Annotated in this window: 19 protein-coding genes; 15 read left to right on the top strand and 4 right to left on the bottom strand. The window is 38.6% G+C overall.

Features of this window, described 5'->3' with window-relative positions; all coding sequences use genetic code 11:
* Nucleotides 1-84 precede the first annotated feature (84 nt).
* The 5 genes from RBL01_RS07115 to pheT all read left to right on the top strand — a co-directional run bounded on the left by RBL01_RS07115 (nucleotide 85) and on the right by pheT (nucleotide 11,518).
* Entirely contained in the window at nucleotides 85-3,612 is a 3,528-nt protein-coding gene (locus RBL01_RS07115; protein ID WP_072538634.1) for a PD-(D/E)XK nuclease family protein, read from the top strand.
* Entirely contained in the window at nucleotides 3,609-7,331 is a 3,723-nt protein-coding gene (gene addA / locus RBL01_RS07110; protein ID WP_072538633.1) for a helicase-exonuclease AddAB subunit AddA, read from the top strand. Before RBL01_RS07115 ends, addA begins: the two co-directional genes overlap by 4 nt.
* 68 nt (nucleotides 7,332-7,399) lie before the next feature.
* On the top strand, nucleotides 7,400-7,741 hold the full coding sequence (locus RBL01_RS07105) for a winged helix-turn-helix transcriptional regulator (protein ID WP_002295781.1): 342 nt from the start codon (nucleotides 7,400-7,402) through the stop codon (nucleotides 7,739-7,741).
* A 308-nt stretch (nucleotides 7,742-8,049) separates the two neighbouring features.
* A complete protein-coding gene (gene pheS / locus RBL01_RS07100) occupies nucleotides 8,050-9,093 on the top strand; it encodes a phenylalanine--tRNA ligase subunit alpha (protein WP_002295783.1) in 1,044 nt (347 codons plus the stop codon).
* Nucleotides 9,094-9,097: 4 nt separating this feature from the next.
* Entirely contained in the window at nucleotides 9,098-11,518 is a 2,421-nt protein-coding gene (gene pheT / locus RBL01_RS07095; RefSeq protein WP_195419113.1) for a phenylalanine--tRNA ligase subunit beta, read from the top strand.
* Nucleotides 11,519-11,687: 169 nt separating this feature from the next.
* On the opposite strand, the gene trpS is transcribed toward pheT, so the two are convergent.
* Nucleotides 11,688-12,698 (bottom strand): tryptophan--tRNA ligase, encoded by a 1,011-nt coding sequence (gene trpS / locus RBL01_RS07090; protein WP_002319028.1) that lies wholly within the window; start codon nucleotides 12,696-12,698, stop codon nucleotides 11,688-11,690.
* A 253-nt stretch (nucleotides 12,699-12,951) separates the two neighbouring features.
* On the opposite strand from trpS, the gene RBL01_RS07085 reads away from it, so the two are divergent.
* The 8 genes from RBL01_RS07085 to cbpB all read left to right on the top strand — a co-directional run bounded on the left by RBL01_RS07085 (nucleotide 12,952) and on the right by cbpB (nucleotide 19,319).
* Nucleotides 12,952-13,689, top strand: coding sequence for an amino acid ABC transporter ATP-binding protein (locus RBL01_RS07085; RefSeq protein WP_307780882.1), 738 nt, complete (start codon nucleotides 12,952-12,954; stop codon nucleotides 13,687-13,689).
* Nucleotides 13,690-13,702: 13 nt separating this feature from the next.
* Complete coding sequence (locus RBL01_RS07080) at nucleotides 13,703-14,518, top strand: transporter substrate-binding domain-containing protein (RefSeq protein WP_002288041.1); 816 nt, start codon at nucleotides 13,703-13,705, stop codon at nucleotides 14,516-14,518.
* A 12-nt stretch (nucleotides 14,519-14,530) separates the two neighbouring features.
* Nucleotides 14,531-15,178 carry an amino acid ABC transporter permease gene (locus RBL01_RS07075; RefSeq protein ID WP_002288038.1) on the top strand — a complete coding sequence of 216 codons (648 nt, stop codon included), beginning with the start codon at nucleotides 14,531-14,533 and terminating at the stop codon, nucleotides 15,176-15,178.
* A gap of 15 nt (nucleotides 15,179-15,193) precedes the next feature.
* A complete protein-coding gene (locus RBL01_RS07070) occupies nucleotides 15,194-15,850 on the top strand; it encodes an amino acid ABC transporter permease (protein ID WP_002295785.1) in 657 nt (218 codons plus the stop codon).
* A gap of 163 nt (nucleotides 15,851-16,013) precedes the next feature.
* Nucleotides 16,014-16,835 carry a glutamate racemase gene (racE, locus tag RBL01_RS07065; protein ID WP_033602723.1) on the top strand — a complete coding sequence of 274 codons (822 nt, stop codon included), beginning with the start codon at nucleotides 16,014-16,016 and terminating at the stop codon, nucleotides 16,833-16,835.
* Between the two features lie 2 nt (nucleotides 16,836-16,837).
* Nucleotides 16,838-18,193: a ribonuclease PH gene (gene rph, locus RBL01_RS07060; RefSeq protein ID WP_002319030.1), complete on the top strand. Its 1,356-nt coding sequence runs from the start codon at nucleotides 16,838-16,840 to the stop codon at nucleotides 18,191-18,193.
* Entirely contained in the window at nucleotides 18,194-18,712 is a 519-nt protein-coding gene (locus tag RBL01_RS07055; RefSeq protein WP_002288030.1) for a metallophosphoesterase, read from the top strand.
* A gap of 106 nt (nucleotides 18,713-18,818) precedes the next feature.
* Nucleotides 18,819-19,319, top strand: a complete 501-nt coding sequence (gene cbpB / locus RBL01_RS07050; protein ID WP_072538630.1) for a cyclic-di-AMP-binding protein CbpB — start codon at nucleotides 18,819-18,821, stop codon at nucleotides 19,317-19,319.
* Between the two features lie 279 nt (nucleotides 19,320-19,598).
* Here the strand turns inward: cbpB and RBL01_RS07045 are convergent, their stop codons facing one another.
* Nucleotides 19,599-20,519: a mechanosensitive ion channel family protein gene (locus RBL01_RS07045; protein WP_002327061.1), complete on the bottom strand. Its 921-nt coding sequence runs from the start codon at nucleotides 20,517-20,519 to the stop codon at nucleotides 19,599-19,601.
* A 125-nt stretch (nucleotides 20,520-20,644) separates the two neighbouring features.
* Here RBL01_RS07045 and RBL01_RS07040 point away from each other — a divergent pair, with 125 nt between their 5' ends.
* Entirely contained in the window at nucleotides 20,645-21,697 is a 1,053-nt protein-coding gene (locus RBL01_RS07040) for a branched-chain amino acid aminotransferase (RefSeq protein ID WP_002321517.1), read from the top strand.
* 110 nt (nucleotides 21,698-21,807) lie between these two features.
* Here RBL01_RS07040 and fabI read toward each other — a convergent pair whose 3' ends face one another.
* Complete coding sequence (gene fabI, locus RBL01_RS07035; RefSeq protein ID WP_002295795.1) at nucleotides 21,808-22,563, bottom strand: enoyl-ACP reductase FabI; 756 nt, start codon at nucleotides 22,561-22,563, stop codon at nucleotides 21,808-21,810.
* Between the two features lie 218 nt (nucleotides 22,564-22,781).
* Between fabI and fabZ the strand changes: the two genes are divergently transcribed.
* A complete protein-coding gene (gene fabZ / locus RBL01_RS07030) occupies nucleotides 22,782-23,222 on the top strand; it encodes a 3-hydroxyacyl-ACP dehydratase FabZ (RefSeq protein ID WP_002309395.1) in 441 nt (146 codons plus the stop codon).
* Nucleotides 23,223-23,336: 114 nt separating this feature from the next.
* On the opposite strand, the gene RBL01_RS07025 is transcribed toward fabZ, so the two are convergent.
* On the bottom strand, nucleotides 23,337-24,098 hold the full coding sequence (locus RBL01_RS07025; RefSeq protein WP_002318728.1) for a peptidylprolyl isomerase: 762 nt from the start codon (nucleotides 24,096-24,098) through the stop codon (nucleotides 23,337-23,339).
* Nucleotides 24,099-24,236 lie beyond the last annotated feature (138 nt).

The following is a 24,236-nucleotide window of genomic DNA, read 5'->3' as shown; positions in this document are numbered from 1 at the left end:
ATAATTTGAAGAATATAGAACAAATGTTCAGTATTTTTTGATATAATAAAGGAGCACCGTATCATGTGTTGAAGGAGGAAAAGCATGTCTTTACAATTTATTCTTGGAAACGGGAAAAAAGATCACCGTCAAGTCTTGATCGACGAAGCATCCGCTTGGCTCGACCAGGATGCAAGTAACCAAGTATTTTTCCTTGTTCCCAACTACAGCAAATTCGAACAGGAACAAGAAATTTTAGCGGAGATGCGAAGAAGAAGCGGAAAAAAAGCTTTCAGCACAACAAACGTTCAAGTATTTAGTTTTTATCGTCTGGCTTGGTATTTGCTGCAACAGACAACTCTTCTTACAGGAAATGAATTATCAGAATCAGGATCTGCAATGATCTTGCGACAGATTTTAGAAAAAAATGAGGAAGAATTAACAATCTTTCGCGGAGAAATCAATAAAAGAGGGTTTACTCGTCAATTACAAGAACTCTACAGTGAATTGCGTACAGGAAATATTCAACCAGAAGACCTGATGCTTTTATTTGGTGATTCACCTAATGCAGAAGACCAGCAACTTAAAATGAAAGACTTGAAGCTGATTTTTTCAGCTTATGACAGCGAATTGACTCAACGTGCACTAACAAATGAAGATGCACTATCTATACTAGCAAATTATATGCAGACACAAGATTTCAACAACGTCAAATTTATTGTCAGTGGTTTTTCTCGAATCAATGGTCAAGAGTATCAATTACTGCAGGCAATGATGGAAAAGGGGCAATTGGTTGTCGATTTATTGCTGGATCGTCCTTATACAGCGGATCTTCCAGAAGTACTTACGCTCTTTCATGAGACTGGAAAGCTTTATTTCCGTCTTTTTCAAAGTGCAAGAGAACGGAAAGTCCCTATATTAGTGGACCGATTTGCACCAGAGCAGACTCGTCCGACAGAGCTTCAACTGCTGCAAACAATGTGGGAAGAGACATCTAGCCAAAAGAAAGCGGCAGTACACAAATTAGGGGGACAAGAGCATCTCCATTTGTGGGAAGCTGAAAATCCAACTGAAGAAGTCCGACAATTAGCTGTTGAAATCAGACGACTAGTCAGTGAAGAAAACTACCGTTATCGTGATATCCAAGTGCTGACAAAAAATATGTCTTTATATGGAAATATCCTTCGGCCGATCTTTCAAGAAATGGCAATTCCTTTTTATATCGATGAAGAACAAATGATGGAAAATCATCCGCTGATCGAATGGATCAACAGTCTGTTCGCTCTTGACCGCTATTCTTATCGGCTAAGTGATATTATGCGTTTTTTCAAAACTGAATTATTTCTGTCGACGGAAGCAGAAACCGAACTTGATGAATGGAAACAAGAGCGAGATGAATTCAGGAAAAAACTGGACATCACTGAAAATGTAGCACTTGCTTACAATTATCAAGGAACTTATTGGACTCGTGAAAAAGACTGGCAGTTTGTGGCGTATGATTTTGAAGCAGAACAGATTGAAGACGTACAGTATTTGGAAGAACAGTCAAATACGATTAGACGATTATTTCAGAAAGCTGTACCAGTATTTTTGAAAAAAATAAAGAAAAGCAAAACAGGACAAGAGGCCGCAAATGTTTTTTATCAATTTTTGATCCAAAGTGGCGTACAGCAACAATTATTGTTTTGGCGTAATCAGGAAGTAGACAGAGGAAACCTAGAAGCGGCAAGAAACCATGAGCAGACATGGGGAGCGCTGATTGATCTGTTGGATGAATATGTAGTAATTTATGGTGAATCGGCTTTTGACTGGTCACTGTTCCAAGAAATCATTACGAGTGGTCTAGAAAATCTAAGTTATGGTAAAATCCCTACCGCAATCGACCAAGTGCGAATCAATCGTTTGGAATTAGTTCGACCAAATCAAGCTGCCGTCACTTTTGCATTAGGGTTGAATGATCAAGTGTTTCCAGACCGCAAAGAGACAAAAGGATTGTTGTCCAGTGAAGAACGAGAAGTATTAAATCAGGCCTTGCCAGATGGACAGTTTTTATTCGACCCATCAAAGGAAAGTATCTCTTTTGAGCCTTTCCAAGCCTATCTTGTTTTTCTTTCCGGAACAGATCGATTATATCTTAGTTATGCACAAAGCTATGACACAGATGGTTCGCTGAAGATGTCTCCTTATTTGCGTAGAATCACAGAATATTTATCTGTTCCCGTCGAGAGAAAAGAGCATTTGACGATCGAAAGCGACCCTAATTGTTATGTAGGGACTTACAGAAGCGGAATCAATACAGTCAATAGGATTTATCGATTAGCTTTAGATGAAAAGAAACCTGTACCAAAGCACTGGCAAAAGCTCAAAGAATTAGTACTGAATTCGTCATGGCGAAATTTTGCTTTACAGATTTTTGAAAGTCAGGAACATTTAAATGTTCCTGTTTCGATGCCAGAAAAAATGGCGGAAGAGCTTTATGGAAAAGAAATCTATACTTCAATTTCACGTATGGAGAATTTTTATAATTGTGAATACAAATACTTCATGCAATTTGGTTTGAAATTGAAAGAACGAACTGTTTATGGTTTAACTCCAGCAGCAACAGGTGATTTTTATCATGAATCATTGGATCGTTTCTTCAAGCTACTGTTTTCAAACCAATTATCCTTAGTGAATATGTCCGATGCGCAGCGTAGAGACTTTACTGAAAAAGTGCTGCAGGAAGTATTCGGAGAACTTCGGTTTGAGATATTGGATAGTTCTGCAAGAATGAACTATATTCGCTACCAGTTAGGACAGACGATTCAAAAAGTGGCATGGGCTTTGCAAAAACAGAGCAAAAATACAGGCATGCATCCTCTTCAGACGGAGATCTTATTTGGTCAGATTGCTGGAGCAAAAGGTATCACAGGTCTGGAATTACCGTTGAGTAATGGTGGAAAACTCCATGTTCGAGGGAAAATCGATCGAATCGATGTAGCTTCTGAACAAGAAGATACTTGGCTAAGCGTCGTTGATTACAAATCTAGCGGACGTTCATTCGATGTCACAGAAGCTTATTATGGCATGGCTATGCAATTATTGACGTACCTGGACGTAGCATTGATGGATGCAGTGCGTTTAACAGGAAAAGCGGCTGTTAAACCAGCAGGATCATATTATTTACATGTTCATAATCCTGTATTGACGGAGACAGATGATGTAGAGAAGAATACATTGAAAAAATTTAGTTATGATGGTGTTTTTGTCGATGACCCCGCTCTTTTAGAGGTATTAGACCATTCATTGGAAGCAAAAGAACAATCACTGATCTATCCAGTGAAGAAAAATGCGAAAGATGAATACCAAAAAGGCGGTTTTAGCAAAGATAAGTTTTTTACGGAAGAAGAACTGCAACTATTCATGGCGCATAATCGGGAAAATATGCGGTTAGCTGGAGATGCGATTACTTCCGGAGAAATCAAACTAAATCCAGCTTATAAAGATAAACAGCGGATTGCCTGCGAATTTTGTCCATTCAGAAGCATCTGTACGTTTGATGTGATGCTGAAAGAAAATAATTACCACCGTCTGGAGAAAATAGATAAGGAAGAAGCACTGCGTAGAATATTGAAAAGGAGTGAAGAAGAGTGAATCAAATTCCTTTAAAACCGCAAAATGAACGATTCACAGATGATCAGTGGCAAGCGATTTTTGATCAAGGAGATAATCTATTAGTCTCTGCGTCTGCCGGATCAGGTAAAACTACAGTGCTTGTTCGAAGAGTGATTGAAAAACTAAAAATGGGTTTTGGTATCGATGAATTATTGATTGTGACATTTACTGAAGCTGCCGCAAGAGAAATGAAAGAAAGAATTCAAGAGGCATTACAAGAAGCCGTCAATAGCGAAAGTGACCCTGTACGTAGACAGCATTTTACTAAGCAGTTAGTTTTATTGCCCACAGCGAATATCTCAACCTTACATGCTTTTTGCCTGACAGTTATTCGACGTTATTATTACTTAATTGATATTGATCCAGTCTTTCGCATGTTAACAGATGAAACAGAAACGATCTTGATGAAAGAGGATGTGTGGGACGAGCTGAGAGAAGCACTTTATGCAGAAAATGATGAACGATTTTTCCAATTAACAATGAATTTTTCTAATGATCGTTCAGATGACGGCTTGACGAATCTGGTGTTTTCTCTTTATGAGTTTGCCCGTGCCAACCCTGACCCCCAAAAATGGCTAGAACAGTTAAGCGATAATTATCGTTTGCCTGAGGGGCTAGCGAAATCTCGATTATATCAAGAACAAATCCGTCCTTTAGTTTTGGCAGATATATACCAATGTGTACAGTTATATGAACAGATGACTCAGTTAGCACAAGGTGAAGGATTAGAAAAAATGCATGAGCAAGTAGCTGGAGAACAACAGCAGATCAAGAATATCTATGAAGCGTTCTCGCAAGATCGGTTAGAAGAAGCTTATGCTGGTTTGGAACAACTAACTTTTTCAACTTTTAAGAGCAGTCGGAAAGCAGAATTGAAAGAAATTTCCAATGAAGTCAAGGGCATGAGGGATAAAGCAAAAAAACTGATTCAGCAGATAAGTAAAAGTTATTTTCCTGTTTCCCCAAGCCAAATGGAAGAATTAACGGACAAAGCACTACCGTTAGTCGAAGAAATGACAAAAGTCACGCAAAGCTTCATGGACGGTTTCAGTATGCGTAAACGGGAAAAAGGTGTGCTGGATTTCAATGATCTGGAACATTTAGCGTTGCAGATTCTCACAGAAAAAACGAAAGATGTATGGCTACCAAGTGAAGCTTCAAAACATTATCGAAAAAAATTCAAAGAAGTAATGGTAGATGAATATCAAGACGTGAACCAATTACAAGAAGCCATTTTATACTGGCTAAGAGAACCTGATGATACAAAAGGAAATATGTTCATGGTTGGGGATGTCAAACAATCCATCTATTCTTTCCGTTTAGCAGATCCTAGTTTATTTATCGGGAAATACGAGAATTTCTCAAAGAAAGAAGGCGGACGTCGAATCGTTTTGGCTGAGAACTTCCGCTCTAGAAAAGAAGTCCTTTCTTTTACGAATCTTATTTTTGAACAACTAATGGATCCAGCAGTGGGTCAAATCAATTATGACGAAGCAGCCAAACTGATCCAAGGATTTTCAGACTTTCCAGAGAATGAACAGTTTGAGCCAGAAATCATGATCTATGAAAAAGAACAGGAAGAATCAGAGATTGAGATTCCGACGGATGATATACTGGAAGACAAAACAGAAGGCGAACTTTTTATGACAGGACTAAAAATTCGTCAATTAATTGATTCCACCTTTATGATTTATGATAAAAAATCAAAAAAAAGTCGTCCGATAGAGTACAAAGACATTGTTCTCTTGACACCTACAAAGAAGAACAACTTAACGATTTTAGAGATTTTCAAAACATTGGATATTCCATTGGAGATGAATGATGCTCAAAACTATTTTCAAGCGACAGAAATTCGCACGATGATCTCGCTGCTACAATTAATCGATAATCCCTATCAAGATATTCCGCTTGCGGCTGTATTGCGCTCACCGATCGTGGGTCTGATTGAACCAGAATTAGCCAGCATTCGATTAGCTGACCGTGCACATACTTACTATGATGCTGTGCTTGCTTATCAAGCATCAAACGAAAATGAATTAGTAGCTAAGCTGGAACATTTTGGCAAGCAACTAGAGCATTGGCGAGAACTTGCTCGCCGTTCTTCGATCACTGACTTGTTATGGGATATCTATTATGAGACGGGATATCTAGAGTATGTGGTCGGTCTGCCAGCAGGGGCACAGAGACAAGCCAATCTTTATGCATTGGTTGATCGTGCCAAAGCTTACGAGCAAAGTTCTTTCAGAGGATTATACCAGTTCGTACGTTTCATTGAAAAAATGCAAGAAAAAGATAAAGACTTAGCAGAACCAGTCATTTCAATAGAAGATAATGCTGTTCGCGTTATGACGATCCATGCAAGTAAAGGCTTGGAATTCCCAGTTGTATTTTTGTTAGATATGACAAAGGAGTTCAACTTACAAGACTTGCGCAATCGGTATGCTTTTGAAGAAAAACTTGGAGCAGGAATTCGCTATATGGATCCTGAAACACGAGTGTTATATGATACGTTACCGTTTCAAGCCATCAAATTGGCAAAGCAAAACAAATTATTGTCGGAAGAAATGCGTAAATTGTATGTAGGATTGACTCGGGCAGAACAAAAGCTTTTCATTGTCGGTTCCTATAAAAATAAAGAGCAAATGATCCAAACGTGGTCTGAAGCAGCTGATCATGAGGAGTTGGTTTTTGATCCTGCGCTACGTTTGAAGGGCAGAAGCAGCTTGATGAATTGGATTGGTTACGGATTGATCCGTCATCCTGAAATGCAGAAATACTTAGAGGAAGAAATTTCGACTTCTCTTCTTCAACATTCAAATGCACAGTTTTCTATTTCATGGATGAATCAGCAATCGATCATTGAACAAAGACAGTTGCTTGCTGAAAAAGAACTGGTTAACTTAGATCAGCAGATGAAAGAAGATGAAACTGTATTAGCAGATTCGTTACAAAAACGTCTGGCATATGAATATCCTTATCAAGCTTCTTCACAAACCACAAGTTATCAATCTGTATCTGAAATCAAACGATTATTCGAAGATCCAGATGATACACAAGAATCACGTTTGACTCTGGAAAGCAGTCAGAACAAAGCAGCATCCCGTCAATTTCGTTATACGCAAGAACAACTAGCAGAACCAAAATTTTTGCAAAAAGATCGGCAAGTGTCAGCAGCTGCTGTTGGAACTGCTACGCATGCTTTGTTACAATTACTGCCATTAGAGATGCCAACTACAGAGAGTATCCATCAAAAATTACAGGAATTGGTAAGGAAACGGTTAGTAGACGAAAAAGTCGCGAAAAAAGTAGATGTTTCTTCTATTATATGGTTCTTTCAAACAGAACTTGGTCAACAGCTGATTGCCAACAAAGAAAACGTAAAACGAGAACAACCTTTTTCCATGCTGCTTCCTGCTGACGAAGTATTTCAAGACTATCCAAATCAAGAAGATGAACTATTAATCCACGGAATCGTCGATGGATACCTAGAAGAAAAAGATCATCTCAATATCTATGATTTTAAAACAGATTTTATTTTACATCCGGATGATCCAGCAGAAATAGATGCAATCGTCCAAAAATATCAAGGACAGCTAAGACTTTACCAACAAGCAATGTCAGAAGCTTTGAATAAGCCAGTAGAAAATGTTTTCCTAATTTTGCTTCGAGTGAAACAAATTATAAACATTAACAAATAATTATAATTGAGCAAACTTGACTTATGTTTTGTAAGGATTATGCTATACTCTGGGAAGAGGTGAGTATGATGGAGCTAACACAGACAGAATTCGTTTTATGCCCTAAATTTGAAAAAACATTCTCTATTTTAGGAAAAAAATGGAACGGATTGATTATCGATGTACTACTCGAAAACGGTCCGCAACGCTTTGTTGAGCTTGCGGCAAAAATCCCGATGGTCAGTGATCGAGTATTAGTCGAACGCTTGAAGGAATTAGAAAAAGAAGGAATAGTCACTCGAAACTTTGCCTGTAGCGAAAAGAGCCGTTCAGAATATCTCTTGACTGAAAAAGGAGCAGACTTGCAAAAAGCGATGCGTCAAATACAAGTTTGGAGCGAAAAATGGGTCACAGAGGAAGAATGCGGTTGATTTTGTAAAAAAAATCTTGTAAACTATAGTCCATACGAATAAGTAAAGAACGATGACGAAAAAGAGTAGTTTGGCTAAACCAGTTCAGGGAGATCTGTCGCAGACTGAAAGCAGATCCTGTGTTTGAAAAATGAAGTTCACTTTCCGAGTTCGTCTGATAAAATCAGACCGGCAATTGTCGTTAACGAAGTAAGAGTGCGGTGTAAGTCATTTATCCGCAAATTAGGATGGTAACGCGAAGACCTCGTTCCTTAACAGGAATGAGGTCTTTTTGTTTTGTATTTGGAATTTAAAGGAGGAACAAGCACATGTCTCTACAAGCACAATTAGAGAGCTTGAAAGAAGCAACGCTCGTCAAAATCACAGCGGCACAAGATTTAAATGAATTAAATCAAATACGTGTTGAAACGTTAGGAAAAAAAGGACCGATCACAGAAGTATTACGTGGGATGAAAGATCTAAGTCCAGAAGAGCGACCAAAAGTCGGAAGTTTCGCAAATGAGATCCGAGATCTTTTGACAGAAGAGATCGAGCGAAAAAAACAAGTATTAGAAGAAGAAGCGTTGAATGCAGCTTTGGCAAAAGAAACAATAGACGTGACACTACCTGGTAGAAAAGTAAAACATGGTACACGTCATATCGTGACACAAATCATGGAAGAAATTGAAGATATTTTTGTGGGTATGGGCTATCAGATCGTAGAAGGATATGAAGTAGAATCTGATCATTACAATTTCGAACGGATGAATCTGCCAAAAGATCATCCAGCACGGGACATGCAAGATACTTTCTATATTTCAGACGAGATACTCATTCGGACACATACTTCACCAGTCCAAGCACGGACAATGGAAAAACATGATTTCTCTAAGGGTGCTCTACGAATGATCTCGCCAGGGAAAGTTTTCCGCAGAGATACAGATGATGCGACCCACAGCCATCAGTTCCATCAAATTGAAGGGCTAGTTGTTGATAAAAACATCACGATGGGCGACCTTAAAGGAACATTAGAAGTCGTAATGAAAAAAATGTTTGGGGAAGATCGTGAAATCCGTTTGCGTCCAAGTTATTTCCCATTTACGGAGCCATCAGTAGAAGTAGATGTCAGCTGTTTCAAATGTGGGGGTGCCGGTTGTAACGTATGTAAATACACTGGCTGGATCGAGATTTTAGGAGCTGGCATGGTGCACCCGAATGTGTTGAAGATGTCAGGAATCGATCCAGAAGAATATTCAGGCTTTGCTTTCGGCCTTGGACCAGACCGCGTAGCTATGTTGCGGTATGGAGTGAATGATATCCGTAATTTCTATCAAAATGACTTACGTTTCTTAAGTCAGTTCAAGGGGGAGTAAGAAAATGTTAGTTTCATATAAATGGCTTAATCGTTATGTGGATTTATCGAATGTAACACCAAAAGAATTAGCGGATAAAATGTCTGTAACAGGAATCGAAGTCGAGGGAATCGCGGTTCCAGAAGAAGGCTTGAAAAAAATCGTTGTCGGTGAAGTCAAGGAATGCGTACCACATCCAGATTCTGATCACCTTTCTATTTGTCAAGTCGATATTGGCGAAGACGAACTGTCTCAAATCGTTTGTGGAGCGCCTAATGTGAAGGTTGGAATCAAAGTGATTGTTGCACTTCCTAACTCACGTATCGCTGGTAATGTAAAAATCAAAAAAGGAAAAATGCGTGGCCAAGTATCAAATGGCATGATTTGCTCATTACAAGAAATTGGCTATTCAGATAGTGTTATACCGAAAGAATACGCTGAAGGTATCTATTATATGCCACAAGAAGCTGTAAATGGCGATCCAGTTTTTCCTTATTTGGATATGGATGATTCGATTATTGAATTGTCTATCACACCGAATCGTGCGGATGCATTGTCAATGCGTGGCGTAGCTTATGAAGTTGGGGCAATTTATCGTCAGACTCCTACATTCGATGACGAAAAGCTGGTAGAATCCTCACGTCCTGCTAGCGATAAAATTCAAGTGGAAGTTGAAGATAAAGAAGCAGTTCCTGCTTATCAAATCAGAATCATTGAAGGAGTAAGAATCCAGCCAAGTCCTCAATGGCTGCAAAATCTTTTGATGAACGAAGGCATTCGTCCAATCAACAATGTAGTAGATGTGACGAACTATATTTTGCTTTTATTCGGACAACCACTACATGCATTTGACTACGACAAATTGAAATCAAAAGAGATCCTTGTCCGCCGTGCAAAAGAAAATGAAACATTAGTAACACTAGATGGAGAATCTCGGGAATTGACAACTGACAATCTCGTCATTACTAACGGCAAAGAACCAGTTGCTTTAGCTGGTGTCATGGGAGGGTTAGACTCAGAGATCACGAATGAAACAACAACAGTTGCACTAGAATCTGCTTTATTTGATCCAATTTCGATTCGTCGTACAGCAAAACAATTTAATTTGCGTAGTGAATCCTCTGCACGTTTTGAAAAAGGAATCAACCATGCGACTGTTGGAGAAGCCAGTGAGGTTGCTGCAGCAATGATCGTTTCTCTTGCGGGTGGGGAAGTTCTACAAGGCGCGGTCAAAGGTTCAGAGATCAAAGCAGAAGACGTATCAGTGAAGATTTCACTTGAACGCATCAATCAATATTTAGGAACATCTCTTGTCGTTAAAGAAGTAAATGAGATTTTTGAAGCACTTGGATTTAGCTATGAAGAAAAGGATCATGTTTATTCCGTAGTAGTACCACCAAGACGCTGGGATATCCAAATCGAAGCAGATATTATCGAAGAAATTGCTCGTATTTATGGATACGACCAGTTGCCATCTACACTTCCAAGTGGAGAAACGGTTGCTGGAAGCTTGTCAAAAGAACAAGAAACTACTCGTAAAATTCGTACAATCTTTGAAGGAAGCGGATTGAACGAAGCAATCAGTTATGCATTGACAACAGAAGAAAAATCAAGACAGTTTGTTATAAATGAAAGTAATATTACACGTTTGGACTGGCCAATGAGCGAAGAACGTTCTGTATTGCGAATGAATTTGATCAGCGGACTATTAGATGATATCAGTTATAACACTGCTCGAAAAAATACAGAGATTGCTTTATATGAAATTGGGCGGGTATTCTTCCAAGAAAATGATCCACGTACACATCTGCCGCAAGAAGTAAAACATGCAGCAATCGCTATTTCTGGTATTTGGAAAGAAAAAGATTGGCAGACGAAAGCTCAAAATGTAGACTTCTTCACCATCAAGGGTCTTTTAGAAAACTTATTTGAACAACTAGGCATCACTGAAGATATCCATTATCAAACAGTGACAGAAATGAAGGAAATGCATCCTGGAAGAACTGCTGCGATTTACCTTGGCGAACAATTTATTGGTTTTGTCGGTCAAGTGCATCCAACGATTGCAAAAAGTTATGATATTCCAGAAACATATGTTGCTGAGTTTGATTTATCTGCTGTAGTGGAAGCTGCTCAAAAAGGGATCGTTTTCGAAGCAGTGACAAAATTCCCAGCAGTCAGCCGGGACATCGCTTTGCTTGTAAAAGAAACTGTGACAAATCAGGAATTAACAGAAGTTATCCGTTCTGCTGCCGGAAGATTTTTAACAGATATCCAATTATTTGATGTCTATCAAGGAGAAAACATTGAAAAAGGACATAAATCCATGGCGTATAGCCTGACATTCGTCAACCCAGAAGCAACATTGACAGATGAAGAAATCAATAAAGCAATGGAAAAAGTCGAAAAAGCGTTGGTAGAAAACCTAGAGGCAAGTATTCGCTAAGAGGGAAAATATAGTAAGTAACGATCAAGTAGCTTTTGAAGACCATACATTTGAAAAAGAGATGTGACACAACTTCGTCACATCTCTTTTTTTGATTTTAAAAAAGGAATAGCACAGAGACGAGATAAAAAAACAGGCCTTTACAGCCTGTTTTTTTAGAGTAAATGAATTAATGGAAGTAATTGATTCCCATTGCTGATTTTACTTCAGAAAGTGTTTGTGCAGCTACTTTAGCAGCTTCTTCACTACCTTTACGTAAGATTTCCATAACAGCTGAAGGATCTTTTTCCAATTCTTCTCGGCGCGCACGGATCGGTGCAAATTCAGCTTCCAATACATCAATGAGGTATCGTTTGATCTTTACATCACCAAGTCCGCCGCGGCGGTAATGAGCTTTCATTTCTTCAATTGCTTCTTTATCTGTTCCGAATACATCCAAGTAGGTGAAGACCATATTCCCTTCTACTTGTCCAGGATCTTGTACATGGATGTGGTTTGGATCAGTATACATACTCATGACTTTTTTCTGTAAGACATCGGCAGGATCGGAGATATAAATACCGTTTCCTAACGATTTACTCATTTTGCCATTTCCATCGATTCCAGGTAATCTACCCATTCCTTTTGGTGGGAATACGCCTTTTGGTTCCACCAAGACTTCACCATATGTATGATTGAAGCTTTGTACGATTTCCTGTGTCTGCTCTAGCATTGGTTTTTGATCCTCACCAACAGGTACAAGATTCGCTTTGAATGCAGTGATATCTGCTGCTTGAGAAACAGGATAGATAAAGAATCCTATAGGCACGCTTTCACCGAATTTTTTTTGTTCGATTTCTGTTTTGACAGTCGGATTGCGCCGAACACGTCCTACGCTGACTAAGTTCAAATAATACATGGTTAATTCAGCTAATTCCGGAATTTGTGATTGGATAAATAAAGTAGATTTTGCAGGATCTAATCCCACGGCTAAATAGTCTAAAGCAACTTGCAAGACATTTGATGAAACCTTCTCAGGATTTTTAGCATTATCTGTCAGTGCTTGCATGTCAGCAATCATGACAAACAGTTGGTTGTCTTCATCTGCCTGCATAGCCACTCGGGTTTTTAGAGAACCGACGTAATGCCCTAAATGCAGCTTCCCAGTTGGTCGATCTCCCGTTAAAATAATATTTTTCAAAAAAGACACCTCTTTACGATTTGTAAGTCTGAGCACTTAATATCTTACCGTTTTTCCTGAAAAGAAACAACAGTTCCTAAGGAAAAAACAAGGAAAGAGGATAAAATAACTAATAGATTAGAAATGGAAGAAATATTTATGGGAGAATAAACGTTCTAAGAAACTTTACAAATTACTAAACTATCAGATATAATGTATTTTATTATACATCTTTAAAAGAAATCTTACTAAATAATAATGGGAGTGTAATTCTATGGCAATGATTAAATTTGATCACGTGGATAAATATTATGGCAAGTTCCACGCATTAAAAAATATCAATCTCGAATTCGAGAAAGGAGAAGTTGTCGTTGTCATTGGTCCTTCTGGTTCAGGAAAGAGCACGATGCTTCGCTGTATCAATGGATTAGAGACGATCTCTTCAGGTAAGCTGCTGATTAATGATACTGACTTGCATGATAAAAAGACAAAACTGACAGAAGTCCGAAAAAACATCGGCATGGTTTTCCAACATTTCAATTTGTACCCAAATAAAACTGTTCTGGAAAACATCACATTAGCACCAATCAAAGTGTTGAAGCAAGACCAGGCAACTGCAGTCAAAAACGCTGAGAAATTTCTGAAAACTGTCAATATGTTAGATAAGAAAGATTCTTATCCTTCCATGTTATCCGGTGGACAACAGCAACGGGTGGCAATCGCCAGAGGTTTAGCAATGAATCCTGAGATGCTGCTGTTTGATGAGCCTACTTCTGCTTTGGATCCAGAAATGATTGGTGATGTATTAGACGTTATGAAAAAATTGGCTCATGACGGTATGTCAATGATTGTCGTGACACATGAAATGGGATTTGCCAAAGAAGTTGCGGATCGTGTCATCTTCATGGCTGATGGAGAAGTATTGGAAGACAGCAGAAATGTGAGAGACTTTTTCGAAAATCCAAATGAAGTCCGAACACAGCAATTTATCAGTAAAGTTATCAATCATTGATAGGAGGAAAAAGATGCGCAGGTTAAAAAAAATACGCCTGATTTTCCTTTTAGGCATTGCTTTTCTTGCACTAGCCGGATGTAAAGGAAATGGGTTGGCAAATGAAGATATTTTAGAGAGAAGCAAATCTACCAATGAAATCATCTGGGGTGTCAAGTATGATACTCGATTATTTGGAATGATGGATATTGAGAGCAGAACTGTACAAGGATTTGATGTAGATATTGCAAAAGCAATCACTAAAAAGATCCTTGGTGACAATGGAAAAACAGAATTTGTTGAAGTCACTTCTAAAACTCGGATTCCATTATTGAAAAACGGAAATATCGATGCAATTATTGCAACGATGACGATCACAGATGAACGAAAAAAACAGGTCGACTTTTCAGATGTCTATTTCGATGCTGGCCAAGCTTTGTTGGTAAAGAAGGGAAGTCAAATCAAAAGTGTAGATGATTTGAATGCTTCTACAACGGTTCTAGCAGTCAAAGGTTCTACATCGGCTGCGAATATCCGACAGCATGCACCAGATGCAAAAATTTTAGAATTAGAAAACTATGCAGAAGCATTCACTGCTTTACAATCTGGTCAGGGAGACGCGATGACTACAGATAATGCGATTTTGTTAGGGATTGCAGATGAAAATCCAGAGTATGAGTTAGTTGGTGGAACATTTACTAATGAGCCTTACGGGATTGCGATCAACAAAGGGCAAGAAAACTTCTTGAAAGCTGTTAACCAAGCGCTAGAGGAAATGCATGCAGATGGCACATACGATAAAATCTATCAAAAATGGTTTCCAAATGAAACTGAAGGAAAAGTAGAGTAAGGGGGAGAGGCAATGAGCGAATTGATACAGACTTATGGACCAATCTTTGTCGACGGGTTCAAGATCACATTGTTTTCGAGTGTCTTAGCACTTGTGTTTAGTTTGATTATCGGAACGTTAATGGCAATCTTCCAATTATCAAAGAATAAAGTAGTGAGCGCCTTAGCAAAGGCATATGTAGAATTTTTTAGAAACATTCCATTATTAATCATCGTGATGTTTTTTTATGTTGTCGTACCGATTTATTGGTTTAATCTAGATGGATTCCAAGCAGGTACGATTGGATTAACGATCTATACATCTGCTTTTATTGCTGAAACAGTACGTTCAGGGATTCAAACCGTACCAAAAGGTCAAACAGAAGCAGGACTATCTTCTGGCTTTACCTATTCAGAAATCATGCGTTATATTGTTTTACCGCAAGCATTCAAAATTGTTATTCCGCCATTAGGCAACCAATTTATCAACCTCGTGAAAAACTCATCTATTTTAGCAATCGTAGCTGGTTTAGATTTGATGTATCAAGGAGACTTGATCGCCAGTGAAACATTCAATACCTTCGATACGTATATCATCGTTGGGTTATTTTACTTAGTTATCACGCTACCGTTATCTTACTTAATGGTTTATCTTGAGAAAAAATGGGCGGTTCGTTCATAGAAGGAGGGGAAATACATGGATTTTAGCGGCGCTTTTTCATGGATGAATATCCGTTTTTTATTGGAAGGATTAAAGGTTACTGTTGAAGTTTCATTGTTTTCGATCATTTTTAGTTTCTTGATCGGTGGTCTGACAGGTGTGATTCGTTTTGCGAATATCCCTTTCTTTTCCAAAATCCTTGGTGTAGTGATTGACATTATACGGAATCTTCCATTATTATTGATCATTTTCTTCACTTACTTTGCCTTACCTCAAATCGGCATTCAGATGAACATCTTTTGGTCTGCTGTTGCAGCATTAACGATTTTTGAGTCAGCTATGTTGTCGGAAATTTTCCGAGCTGGACTCAATGCTGTTCCAAAAGGACAGATGGAAGCAGGATTATCAACGGGACTGACTTATGTAGAAACGATGCGAACGATCGTGTTACCGCAAGCATTTAAATCAATGATCCCGGCAATTGTGAGCCAATTGATTTCACTGATCAAAGATACTTCATTAGCAGTAATCATTTCTTTACCTGAACTTTCTCATCAGGCACGTATTATTTATGGACAGAACACCAATTATGTGCTTCCGATGTTCATCATCATGACACTTATGTACTTCGTGGTATGTTACGCGCTTTCTCTGCTTTCCGGTTACTTGGAAAAGAGACGGTACAGTTATTAATAGATGATTCTTTTAGCGGTTGTGGCAAACTAAAGTCACAACCGGCTTTTTTTCTTTAAAATTAGAAAAGCAGAGGTTTTGATTATTTTAAAAAAGGGAGAGCACTTGAAAAATCACGCTAAAAAGTACACAATAGGGAGGATAGAATTTATTGAAAAAAAGGATGATACGATTGACAGATAATCGCCCTATCGGATTTATTGATTCAGGTGTCGGTGGCTTGACTGTAGTAAAAGAAGCCCTGAAACAATTACCGAATGAAAATATTTTATTTGTAGGAGACACGGCACGCTGCCCATATGGCCCGAGACCTGCGGAACAGGTAATCCAGTATACTTGGGAAATGACGGATTATCTGGTGGATCAAGGAATCAAGATGCTGGTGATCGCCTGCAATACCGCAACTGCAGTGGCTTTAGAAGAAATCAAAGCTGCTCTTTCTATTCCAGTCATCGGTGTGATCCTTCCCGGTACTAGAGCGGCAGTAAAAAAAACACAAAATAAACAAGTTGGCATTATTGGTACGATTGGTACGGTAAAAAGTCGAGCTTATGAAAAAGCACTGAAAGAGAAAGTACCAGAATTGACTGTGACAAGTCTTGCTTGCCCAAAATTTGTTTCAGTTGTCGAAAGTAATGAATACCATTCATCGGTGGCGAAAAAAATCGTAGCAGAAACATTAGCTCCCTTAACGACTAAAAAAATCGATACATTGATTTTAGGATGCACCCATTATCCATTATTACGCCCCATCATTCAAAATGTAGTGGGTGAAAATGTTCAACTGATCGATTCTGGAGCAGAAACAGTAGGTGAAGTATCTATGCTGTTAGATTATTTCAATCTGAGCAATTCACCGCAAAATGGTCGGACATTATGCCAGTTTTATACAACTGGCTCTGCCAAACTTTTCGAGGAAATAGCTGAAGACTGGCTTGGAATCGGACACCTAAATGTAGATCATATTGAATTGGGAGGAAAATAAGGATGCGTCATGACGGGAGAAAAGCCCAAGAGCTTCGCAAACTGGAGCTTCAAACAAATGTTTTCAAATATCCAGAAGGATCGGTTGTGATCCGTTTTGGTGATACAACAGTTATTTGTTCTGCAACAATAGAAGATTCTGTTCCCCCTTTTTTGAGAGAAACAGGAACAGGATGGGTGACAGCAGAATATAGTATGCTGCCTCGAGCAACGAGTACGAGAAATCGTAGAGAAAGCAGCAAAGGAAAACTTTCTGGTAGAACAATGGAAATCCAGCGTCTTATTGGTCGTTCCTTGCGTGCAGTAGTAGACTTGGAAAAATTAGGAGAACGTAGTATCATCGTAGACTGCGATGTGATCCAAGCGGATGGCGGTACTAGAACAGCAAGTATCACTGGGGCGTTCGTGGCATTGAAATTAGCCATTGAAAAACTTTTAAGAGAAAAAGAATTGTCAGAAGATCCAATAAAAGAACATCTTGCTGCAGTTAGCGTAGGAATCTTACCAGATGGGACTTGCGTCACAGATTTGGATTACCAAGAAGATTCCGCAGCACTTGTAGACATGAATCTTGTAATGACAGAATCTGGAAAATTCGTGGAGATTCAAGGAACTGGAGAAGAAGCAACGTTTGATGGTGAACAGTTGAATGAAATGCTCTTTTTTGGAAAAAACGCGATTGAAGATTTGATCAAAGAGCAAAAACATGCTTTGCTAACAGAGTTTGCTCAAAATGATGAGCGGATAGAAGAAACAAAAACAATCATCATTGCGACAAGAAATCCAGGAAAAGCAGAAGAGTTTCGAAATATGTTCAAAGAAGCGGGATATCATGTAAAAACATTACTTGACTATCCTGAATTGCCAGATGTGGAAGAAACTGGCAGCACATTTGAAGAAAATGCCCGATTAAAAGCAGAAACGATTGCACAATTGCTTGATCAGCCAGTCTTAGCAGATGATTCAGGTTTGAAAGTGGATGCTTTAGGCGGTATGCCAGGAATCTATTCTGCACGTTTTGCAGGGGAACAAAAAAGTGATGCGGGGAATAACGCAAAATTATTATATGAATTGACAGATGTGCCGGATGAAAAAAGAACAGCACAATTCCATTGTACATTAGTATTCGCGGCACCCAAAAAAGACAGCCTTGTAGTAGAAGCGGAATGGCCCGGTCGAGTAGCCCGTATACCATCTGGCGAAAATGGCTTTGGGTATGATCCTTTATTTATCCCAGAAGGTAAGAAACAAACAGCAGCAGAATTATCGAGCGAAGAAAAAAACAAGATCAGTCATCGGGCTCAAGCAATGAAAAAATTGAGTGCCGAGTGGAAACAATGGCTGGAAGGAGAGAGATAGATGCGGTATTTAGTAGTAAGTGATAATCATGGAGACAGAGATATCCTCGTTGACTTAGTAGATCGTTATCGTTCTGAAGTGGATATCTTTTTCCATTGTGGTGATTCGGAATTAGAAGCTTCTGACCCATTATGGGATACATTCCAAGTGGTTCAAGGTAATTGTGATTATGGACCAGGATTCGAACAGAAAAAAGTGATCCAAACTGGTCAGGATACAGTATTTATGACTCATGGTCATTTATCGAATGTCCGATTTGGTTTGACACAGTTAGCAATCGAAGCTCGAGCTGCAACTGCCGATATGGTGTTTTTTGGTCATACCCATCAAATAGGCTGTGAGATGGATCAGAAAATCCTGTTTTTGAATCCTGGTAGCATTTCTCAGCCTAGAGGCCCGATCCAAATCCCATCATATGCTCTTATCGAAAGTTTAGATGACCAAATTTCTGTTCAATACTATAACCGTGCCCATCAGGCAGTTGAAGAGTTGGCCTTTTCTTTTTCGAGAGAGCGCTGAATAAAAAAACTCTAATTTTTAATAAAAATAAGCTTTATTTTATGAATTTTGCATCCGGTTTCGGTAAAATAGTAGTGTTGAATGAAATAGAAATGGAGGCCATCAGATGATTGGACCTATAGTAAGAGAAATGCTGCTGGAAAATCAGGAAACGTTTTTGATTCCTGCAGAAAATGTGGCAAATGTTATGTATCATCATCCATTATCCCATGGTTTACTTGTGTTATCGAAGGTCGGTTATTCCAAAATTCCTGTATTAGGAAAAGATGATCACTTTGTAGGACTAGTAAGTTTATCAGATGTGGTCAATAAAATGATTGACTTGCAAACAATCAGCATGGACCCGTTAGAAGGACTAACGGTTGCTGATGTGACAGAAACAGATGTTCCGACAATTGATGAAAATTGGGAACTAGAAGAAGTACTCCATTTGTTAGTCGATTCGCCTTTTTTACCGGTTGTCATAGAAGATCGGATTTTCAAAGGAATCATTACAAGAAAAGAGCTGCTTAAAGCCGTAAACTTCATGGTGCATGAATTAGAACGTCGTAATATATTGTCTCCGAAAATCGAAGAATTAAAAGAACAAATCGATATCGTGAGCTAAAGAACGAGAAACTAAAAGATAATCAAAAAATAAGGAGAAAAAACAGCGTACCAGTTTTGACTTTATCTTGAAAAAGAGGCTGGGACAAAAGCGTTTAACTCCAAGAAATAAGAAGGAATTCACGAAAATTGCTTTTCAAATTTTTGTGAATTTCAGCTTATTTCCGAAGGAGTTGCTTCTGCTTCCGCCGTTTATACGTGTTTAGAGCGTGGGACAAAAGTGTTCTTTACTTTTGTCCCACGCTCTTTTTAGTGAGATTCGTTGCATCGTTTGTCCAAATTATTTTCCGACAGCAATTGGACTGTTCGGAATCGTGAAACCAGAAGCTGTCAATTCTTTGACATAGGAGCTCAAGAACTCTTCTTTTAAGGCATATTGTTTTCCGTTCAATGCGTAGCAGACCGTACGAATCGCAAAATTGCTGTTTCCAAGATCCACTAATCCAAAGATGGAAGGTTCAGTTTGAAGCTCTTCTTGGTATTTTTCAGCTAATGTATGATTTACTCGATCAATAATCTCATAGATTTTGTCATATCCTTCTTCAGGAACGATCCGGATATCTAAAAGTACTTGCATATTTGCACGAGAGAGATTGCTAATCGTGGTGATGTTTCGATTCGGGATGAAATGGACAGTACCATCCGTTGCTTTTAGCTGAAGGGTACGGATACCAACAGATACGACGGTTCCTTCAATCGTTAAGTTTGCTAGCTTGATGTAGTCCCCAACATCCATCTGTTGTTCCATGATAATAAAAAATCCGGTAATAACATCACTCATGAACCCTTGGGCACCAAGACCGATCGCCACACCTGCAATTCCGGCACCAGCCAAAAGTGATCCGATCGGCACACCTATAGCAGATAAAATTGCATAGATAAAGAAGAAACCAAGAGTATAATGAAAAATAGTATTTAAAAGACTATGTAAAGTCTTTAAGCGGCTCTCGTTTAGAATGGCTTTTTTAGAATATTGATTGAAAGACTTATCAATCAGATATTTTCCTACACGGTGAAGAATCCAAAAAAGGACGATCAAAAAAACCAAATATAAACTTTTTTGGATAAAGGCAGCCAAAATGGCGTCCCAATCAATCCCGTCCCAAAATCGCTGAAACGCATTTACTTTGCTGACAGCTTGATCTGTCAATGTCTCGCCAGAAGAGTCTGTCGTACCGGCAGTTGCTAATAATGAAAACATAAAATCCTCTTTTCTAAAATTTGATTCTTTCTGTATTGTACCAAGAAGTTTTCAAAAAAGGAAATAGCAAAAATAACTATAATGAAGGAAAAAAGCTGAAAATAAAATGACAAATAATATGGATAATGATAAAATGTGGAGAAAATAACGAAGGTGGTAAGTATATGCAAATCGATTGGAACAATCTAGGTTTTTCTTATATCAAAACTCCTTGGCGTTTTATTGCCAAATGGAAAGACGGACAATGGGAAGAAGGAGAATTGACAGAAGATAATTACCTGACGATTCATGAAGGCTCTCCAGCGCTTCATTATGGTCAGCAATGTTTTGAAGGTTTAAAAGCTTATCGTCGAAAAGACGGCAAGGTCAATCTCTTTCGACCTGAACAAAATAGTCGACGGATGAATCAAAGTGCTAGACGATTGCTGATGCCAATGGTCCCTGAAAAAATGTTCGTTGATGCTGTCAAGCAAGTAGTAAAAGCAAATGAAGATTTTGTGCCGCCCTATGGAACAGGCGCTACATTATACTTGCGCCCTTTACTGATTGGGGTCGGTGAAAACATTGGTGTCCATCCTGCTCCAGAATACTTATTTGTCGTCTTCTGTACGCCAGTAGGAGCGTATTTCAAAGGTGGGCTAAAACCAACGAACTTTATTGTATCTGATTACGATCGTGCTGCTCCTAAGGGAACAGGCGCAGCAAAAGTCGGCGGAAATTACGCAGCGAGTTTACTTCCAGGAACAGAAGCAAAAGAACTGGATTACTCAGATTGTGTTTATCTTGATCCAGCCACACATACGAAAATCGAAGAAGTAGGTGCAGCAAATTTCTTTGGGATTACGAAAGACGGAAAATTCATCACTCCACAATCGCCATCTATCTTACCAAGTATCACGAAATACTCTTTGCTGCAATTAGCCGAAGAGCGACTAGGACTTCAAGCAATAGAAGGAGATATTTTCATTGATGATCTAGATCAATTTGCAGAAGCTGGTGCATGTGGTACAGCGGCTGTTATTTCTCCAATCGGTGGGATTTATCACAATAACAATCTTCATGTATTTTATAGTGAAACGGAAGTAGGACCAGTAACAAAACGGTTGTATGATGAATTGACAGGTATTCAATTTGGAGACATAGAAGCACCAGAAGGCTGGATTGAAGTCGTGGAATAATTTCAAAGTAATGAGTTGAAAAAAACGTAAAAAAGAAAAAATCAGGAAGAGACTTTAAAAAGTTTTTTCCTGATTTTTATATGTTTTACTTTAAAGAATGCAACAAAAGTTTATGAAAGATGGACACCTTTGTCAACGTAGATAATATCACCGATGATTCCGCTGGAAAGAGGACTGATCAAGAAAGCACAAGCATTACCGACTTCTTCGATCGTTACACCTTGCTGATCAGGCGTACGAGATTCAGATAACTGGATCAGTTTTTGATAGTCCTTAACCCCTGTAACAGCTAATGTTTTGATTGCTCCAGCTGAAATACCATTGACTCGGATGCCTTTAGGTGAAAACTCAGCTGCCAAATAACGGATAGCTGCTTCAAGAGAAGCTTTCGCGATACCCATCATGTTATAATTCGGGATTGCGCGCTCTGAACCTAGATAAGTCATGCTAACGATTCCGCTATTTGGTGCAAGAAACGGTTGTGCGTATTTTGATACAGCAATTAAAGAGTAGCTGCTGATATCTTGAGCTAATTGATAGCCGTCTCTGGAAATATCAGACACATTTCCGGACAATTCTTCTTTGTTGGCGTAAGCAACTGCATGGACAAGGCCGTGGATCTCCCCAGCATATTCACCGATGGCATTCATTGCTTTTTCGATGCTTTCGTCGCTAGAAACATCACATTCTACAGTGAATGCTTCTTCGCCGACCAATTTGACTAATGATTTTTTCATTCGTTCATTTTGGTAAGTATAGATAATTTCTGCCCCTTGTTTCAACATTGCTTCAGCACAACCCCAAGCAATGCTTTTTTTGTTAGCGACGCCCATAATGACGATTTTTTTTCCTTCTAGAAATGACATAATGACTCTCCTTTGTTTCTGATAAAAATTTGATAGTCGTAAAAAATAGAGAATAATAGCTAAAATAACTTCTTGATTTCTTAATTATTAGTCAAAATGTTTTGATTGTCAAACTATTTTTTCTTAAATTAAAAAAAGATTGCTAAATATTTAGGAATATGATACTTTGATAGTCAAAGTAATGAAAATGGCAATTGCCTGAAAGAAGGAGTTTAATTATGTCTTACGTATTATCTGCTACTGAAGTAATGGACTTGATCCCTAATCGTTATCCTATTTGTTATATTGATTATGTAGATACTTTAGAACCAGGAAAAAAGATCGTTGCGACAAAAAATGTAACAATCAATGAAGATTTTTTCCAAGGTCACTTTCCTGACAATCCAGTGATGCCGGGTGCGTTGATTCTAGAAACACTGGCACAAGCAGGTTCGATACTTATCCTAAAATCAGAAGAGTTTCTAGGAAAAAGAGCTTATATCGGTGGGATCAATAAGGCCAAATTCCGTCAAAAAGTTGTTCCAGGAGATGTGCTGAAATGTCATTTTGAAATCACCAAAATGAAGGGATCAGTCGGTACAGCGTTATCTGCAGCATATGTAGATGATAAAAAAGTCTGTGAGTGCGAGTTCACGTTCATCGTCAACCAAAATGCTTGACTATAAAACCTGATATAGCAAAACAGAAGGAAGCTTACTTGCTTTTTATGTAAAAAGAAGACGCCTGAATCCTAGCATACGTTGTCATCTATGCGGGATTCAGACGTTATTTTTTTATTTTTGTTTTGCTTCTTGCAGTATATTGATTTTATCGATTTTTACTTCTTCTTTTGGTTTGTCTGAACTATCTGTTTCGATATTTGCAATAGCATCTACGACATCCATTCCTTCGATCACTTGGCCGAAGACAGTATAATGGCCATCTAGTGAAGGATAACCACCGTTTTTATAAGCGTCGATGATTGCTTGAGGATAGTCGTCTTTTAAAAGACCATCATGCATATCATCTGTATTTTGAACGATAAAGAACTGGCTGCCGTTACTGTTAGGATCTTGTGAGCGAGCCATAGATAACGCACCTCTTATATTGTAAAGGTGGTTGTTGATCTCTGTTTCAAATCCTTCTCCCCAAATGCTTTCCCCTCCAGTGCCATCGCCTTTAGGATCGCCACCTTGGATCATGAAATCTTTGATGACGCGATGGAAAGTTAGTCCGTTGTAGTAACCGTCTTTTGCATGTGTCATAAAGTTTTCAACCGCTTTTGGTGCGTATTCGGGTAATAATTTGATTTTGATTGTGCCTTTATTCGTCACCATTTCGACCAGATCTTCATTTTCGGCGACATCTTTCGTCAATTGTGGTAATTCCAATGCGTTCAAATCGACGCTACTGGCAGTCGTGCTTTCCGCAGTAGATGTACTTTTTGAACTTTCTGTAGACGAACTAGAAGAAGTCGTGTTGTTTGCAGAACAACCAGCAGCAAACAGCAATGCTGCTGCTAAACTAATACTTAAAATAACTTTATTTTTCTTCATAACTGTTCCTTTCCAATTTACTATTTTGTTATCTTTAATGATAACAAAATAGAGGGAAAATACCTACTTAAATTATTGGAATTTATCATTTATTTTAAAAGAAAAAGAAAAGGTGTAGACCATTTACTTTGTGTTTGC

The organism is Enterococcus sp. SB12 (genome assembly GCF_030910025.2).
GTDB classification, from domain to species: Bacteria; Bacillota; Bacilli; order Lactobacillales; family Enterococcaceae; genus Enterococcus_B; species Enterococcus_B faecium.
This window is presented reverse-complemented; position numbering and strand designations above follow the sequence as displayed.

Coding starts and splice junctions, on each gene's coding strand:
- RBL01_RS07115 (WP_072538634.1), top strand. CDS start 85: ATGTCTTTACAATTTATTCTTGGAAACGGGAAAAAAGATCACCGTCAA.
- RBL01_RS07105 (WP_002295781.1), top strand. CDS start 7,400: ATGGAGCTAACACAGACAGAATTCGTTTTATGCCCTAAATTTGAAAAA.
- pheS (WP_002295783.1), top strand. CDS start 8,050: ATGTCTCTACAAGCACAATTAGAGAGCTTGAAAGAAGCAACGCTCGTC.
- pheT (WP_195419113.1), top strand. CDS start 9,098: ATGTTAGTTTCATATAAATGGCTTAATCGTTATGTGGATTTATCGAAT.
- RBL01_RS07085 (WP_307780882.1), top strand. CDS start 12,952: ATGGCAATGATTAAATTTGATCACGTGGATAAATATTATGGCAAGTTC.
- RBL01_RS07080 (WP_002288041.1), top strand. CDS start 13,703: ATGCGCAGGTTAAAAAAAATACGCCTGATTTTCCTTTTAGGCATTGCT.
- RBL01_RS07075 (WP_002288038.1), top strand. CDS start 14,531: ATGAGCGAATTGATACAGACTTATGGACCAATCTTTGTCGACGGGTTC.
- RBL01_RS07070 (WP_002295785.1), top strand. CDS start 15,194: ATGGATTTTAGCGGCGCTTTTTCATGGATGAATATCCGTTTTTTATTG.
- racE (WP_033602723.1), top strand. CDS start 16,014: ATGATACGATTGACAGATAATCGCCCTATCGGATTTATTGATTCAGGT.
- rph (WP_002319030.1), top strand. CDS start 16,838: ATGCGTCATGACGGGAGAAAAGCCCAAGAGCTTCGCAAACTGGAGCTT.
- RBL01_RS07055 (WP_002288030.1), top strand. CDS start 18,194: ATGCGGTATTTAGTAGTAAGTGATAATCATGGAGACAGAGATATCCTC.
- cbpB (WP_072538630.1), top strand. CDS start 18,819: ATGATTGGACCTATAGTAAGAGAAATGCTGCTGGAAAATCAGGAAACG.
- RBL01_RS07045 (WP_002327061.1), bottom strand. CDS start 20,519: ATGTTTTCATTATTAGCAACTGCCGGTACGACAGACTCTTCTGGCGAG.
- RBL01_RS07040 (WP_002321517.1), top strand. CDS start 20,645: ATGATAAAATGTGGAGAAAATAACGAAGGTGGTAAGTATATGCAAATC.
- fabI (WP_002295795.1), bottom strand. CDS start 22,563: ATGTCATTTCTAGAAGGAAAAAAAATCGTCATTATGGGCGTCGCTAAC.
- fabZ (WP_002309395.1), top strand. CDS start 22,782: ATGTCTTACGTATTATCTGCTACTGAAGTAATGGACTTGATCCCTAAT.
- RBL01_RS07025 (WP_002318728.1), bottom strand. CDS start 24,098: ATGAAGAAAAATAAAGTTATTTTAAGTATTAGTTTAGCAGCAGCATTG.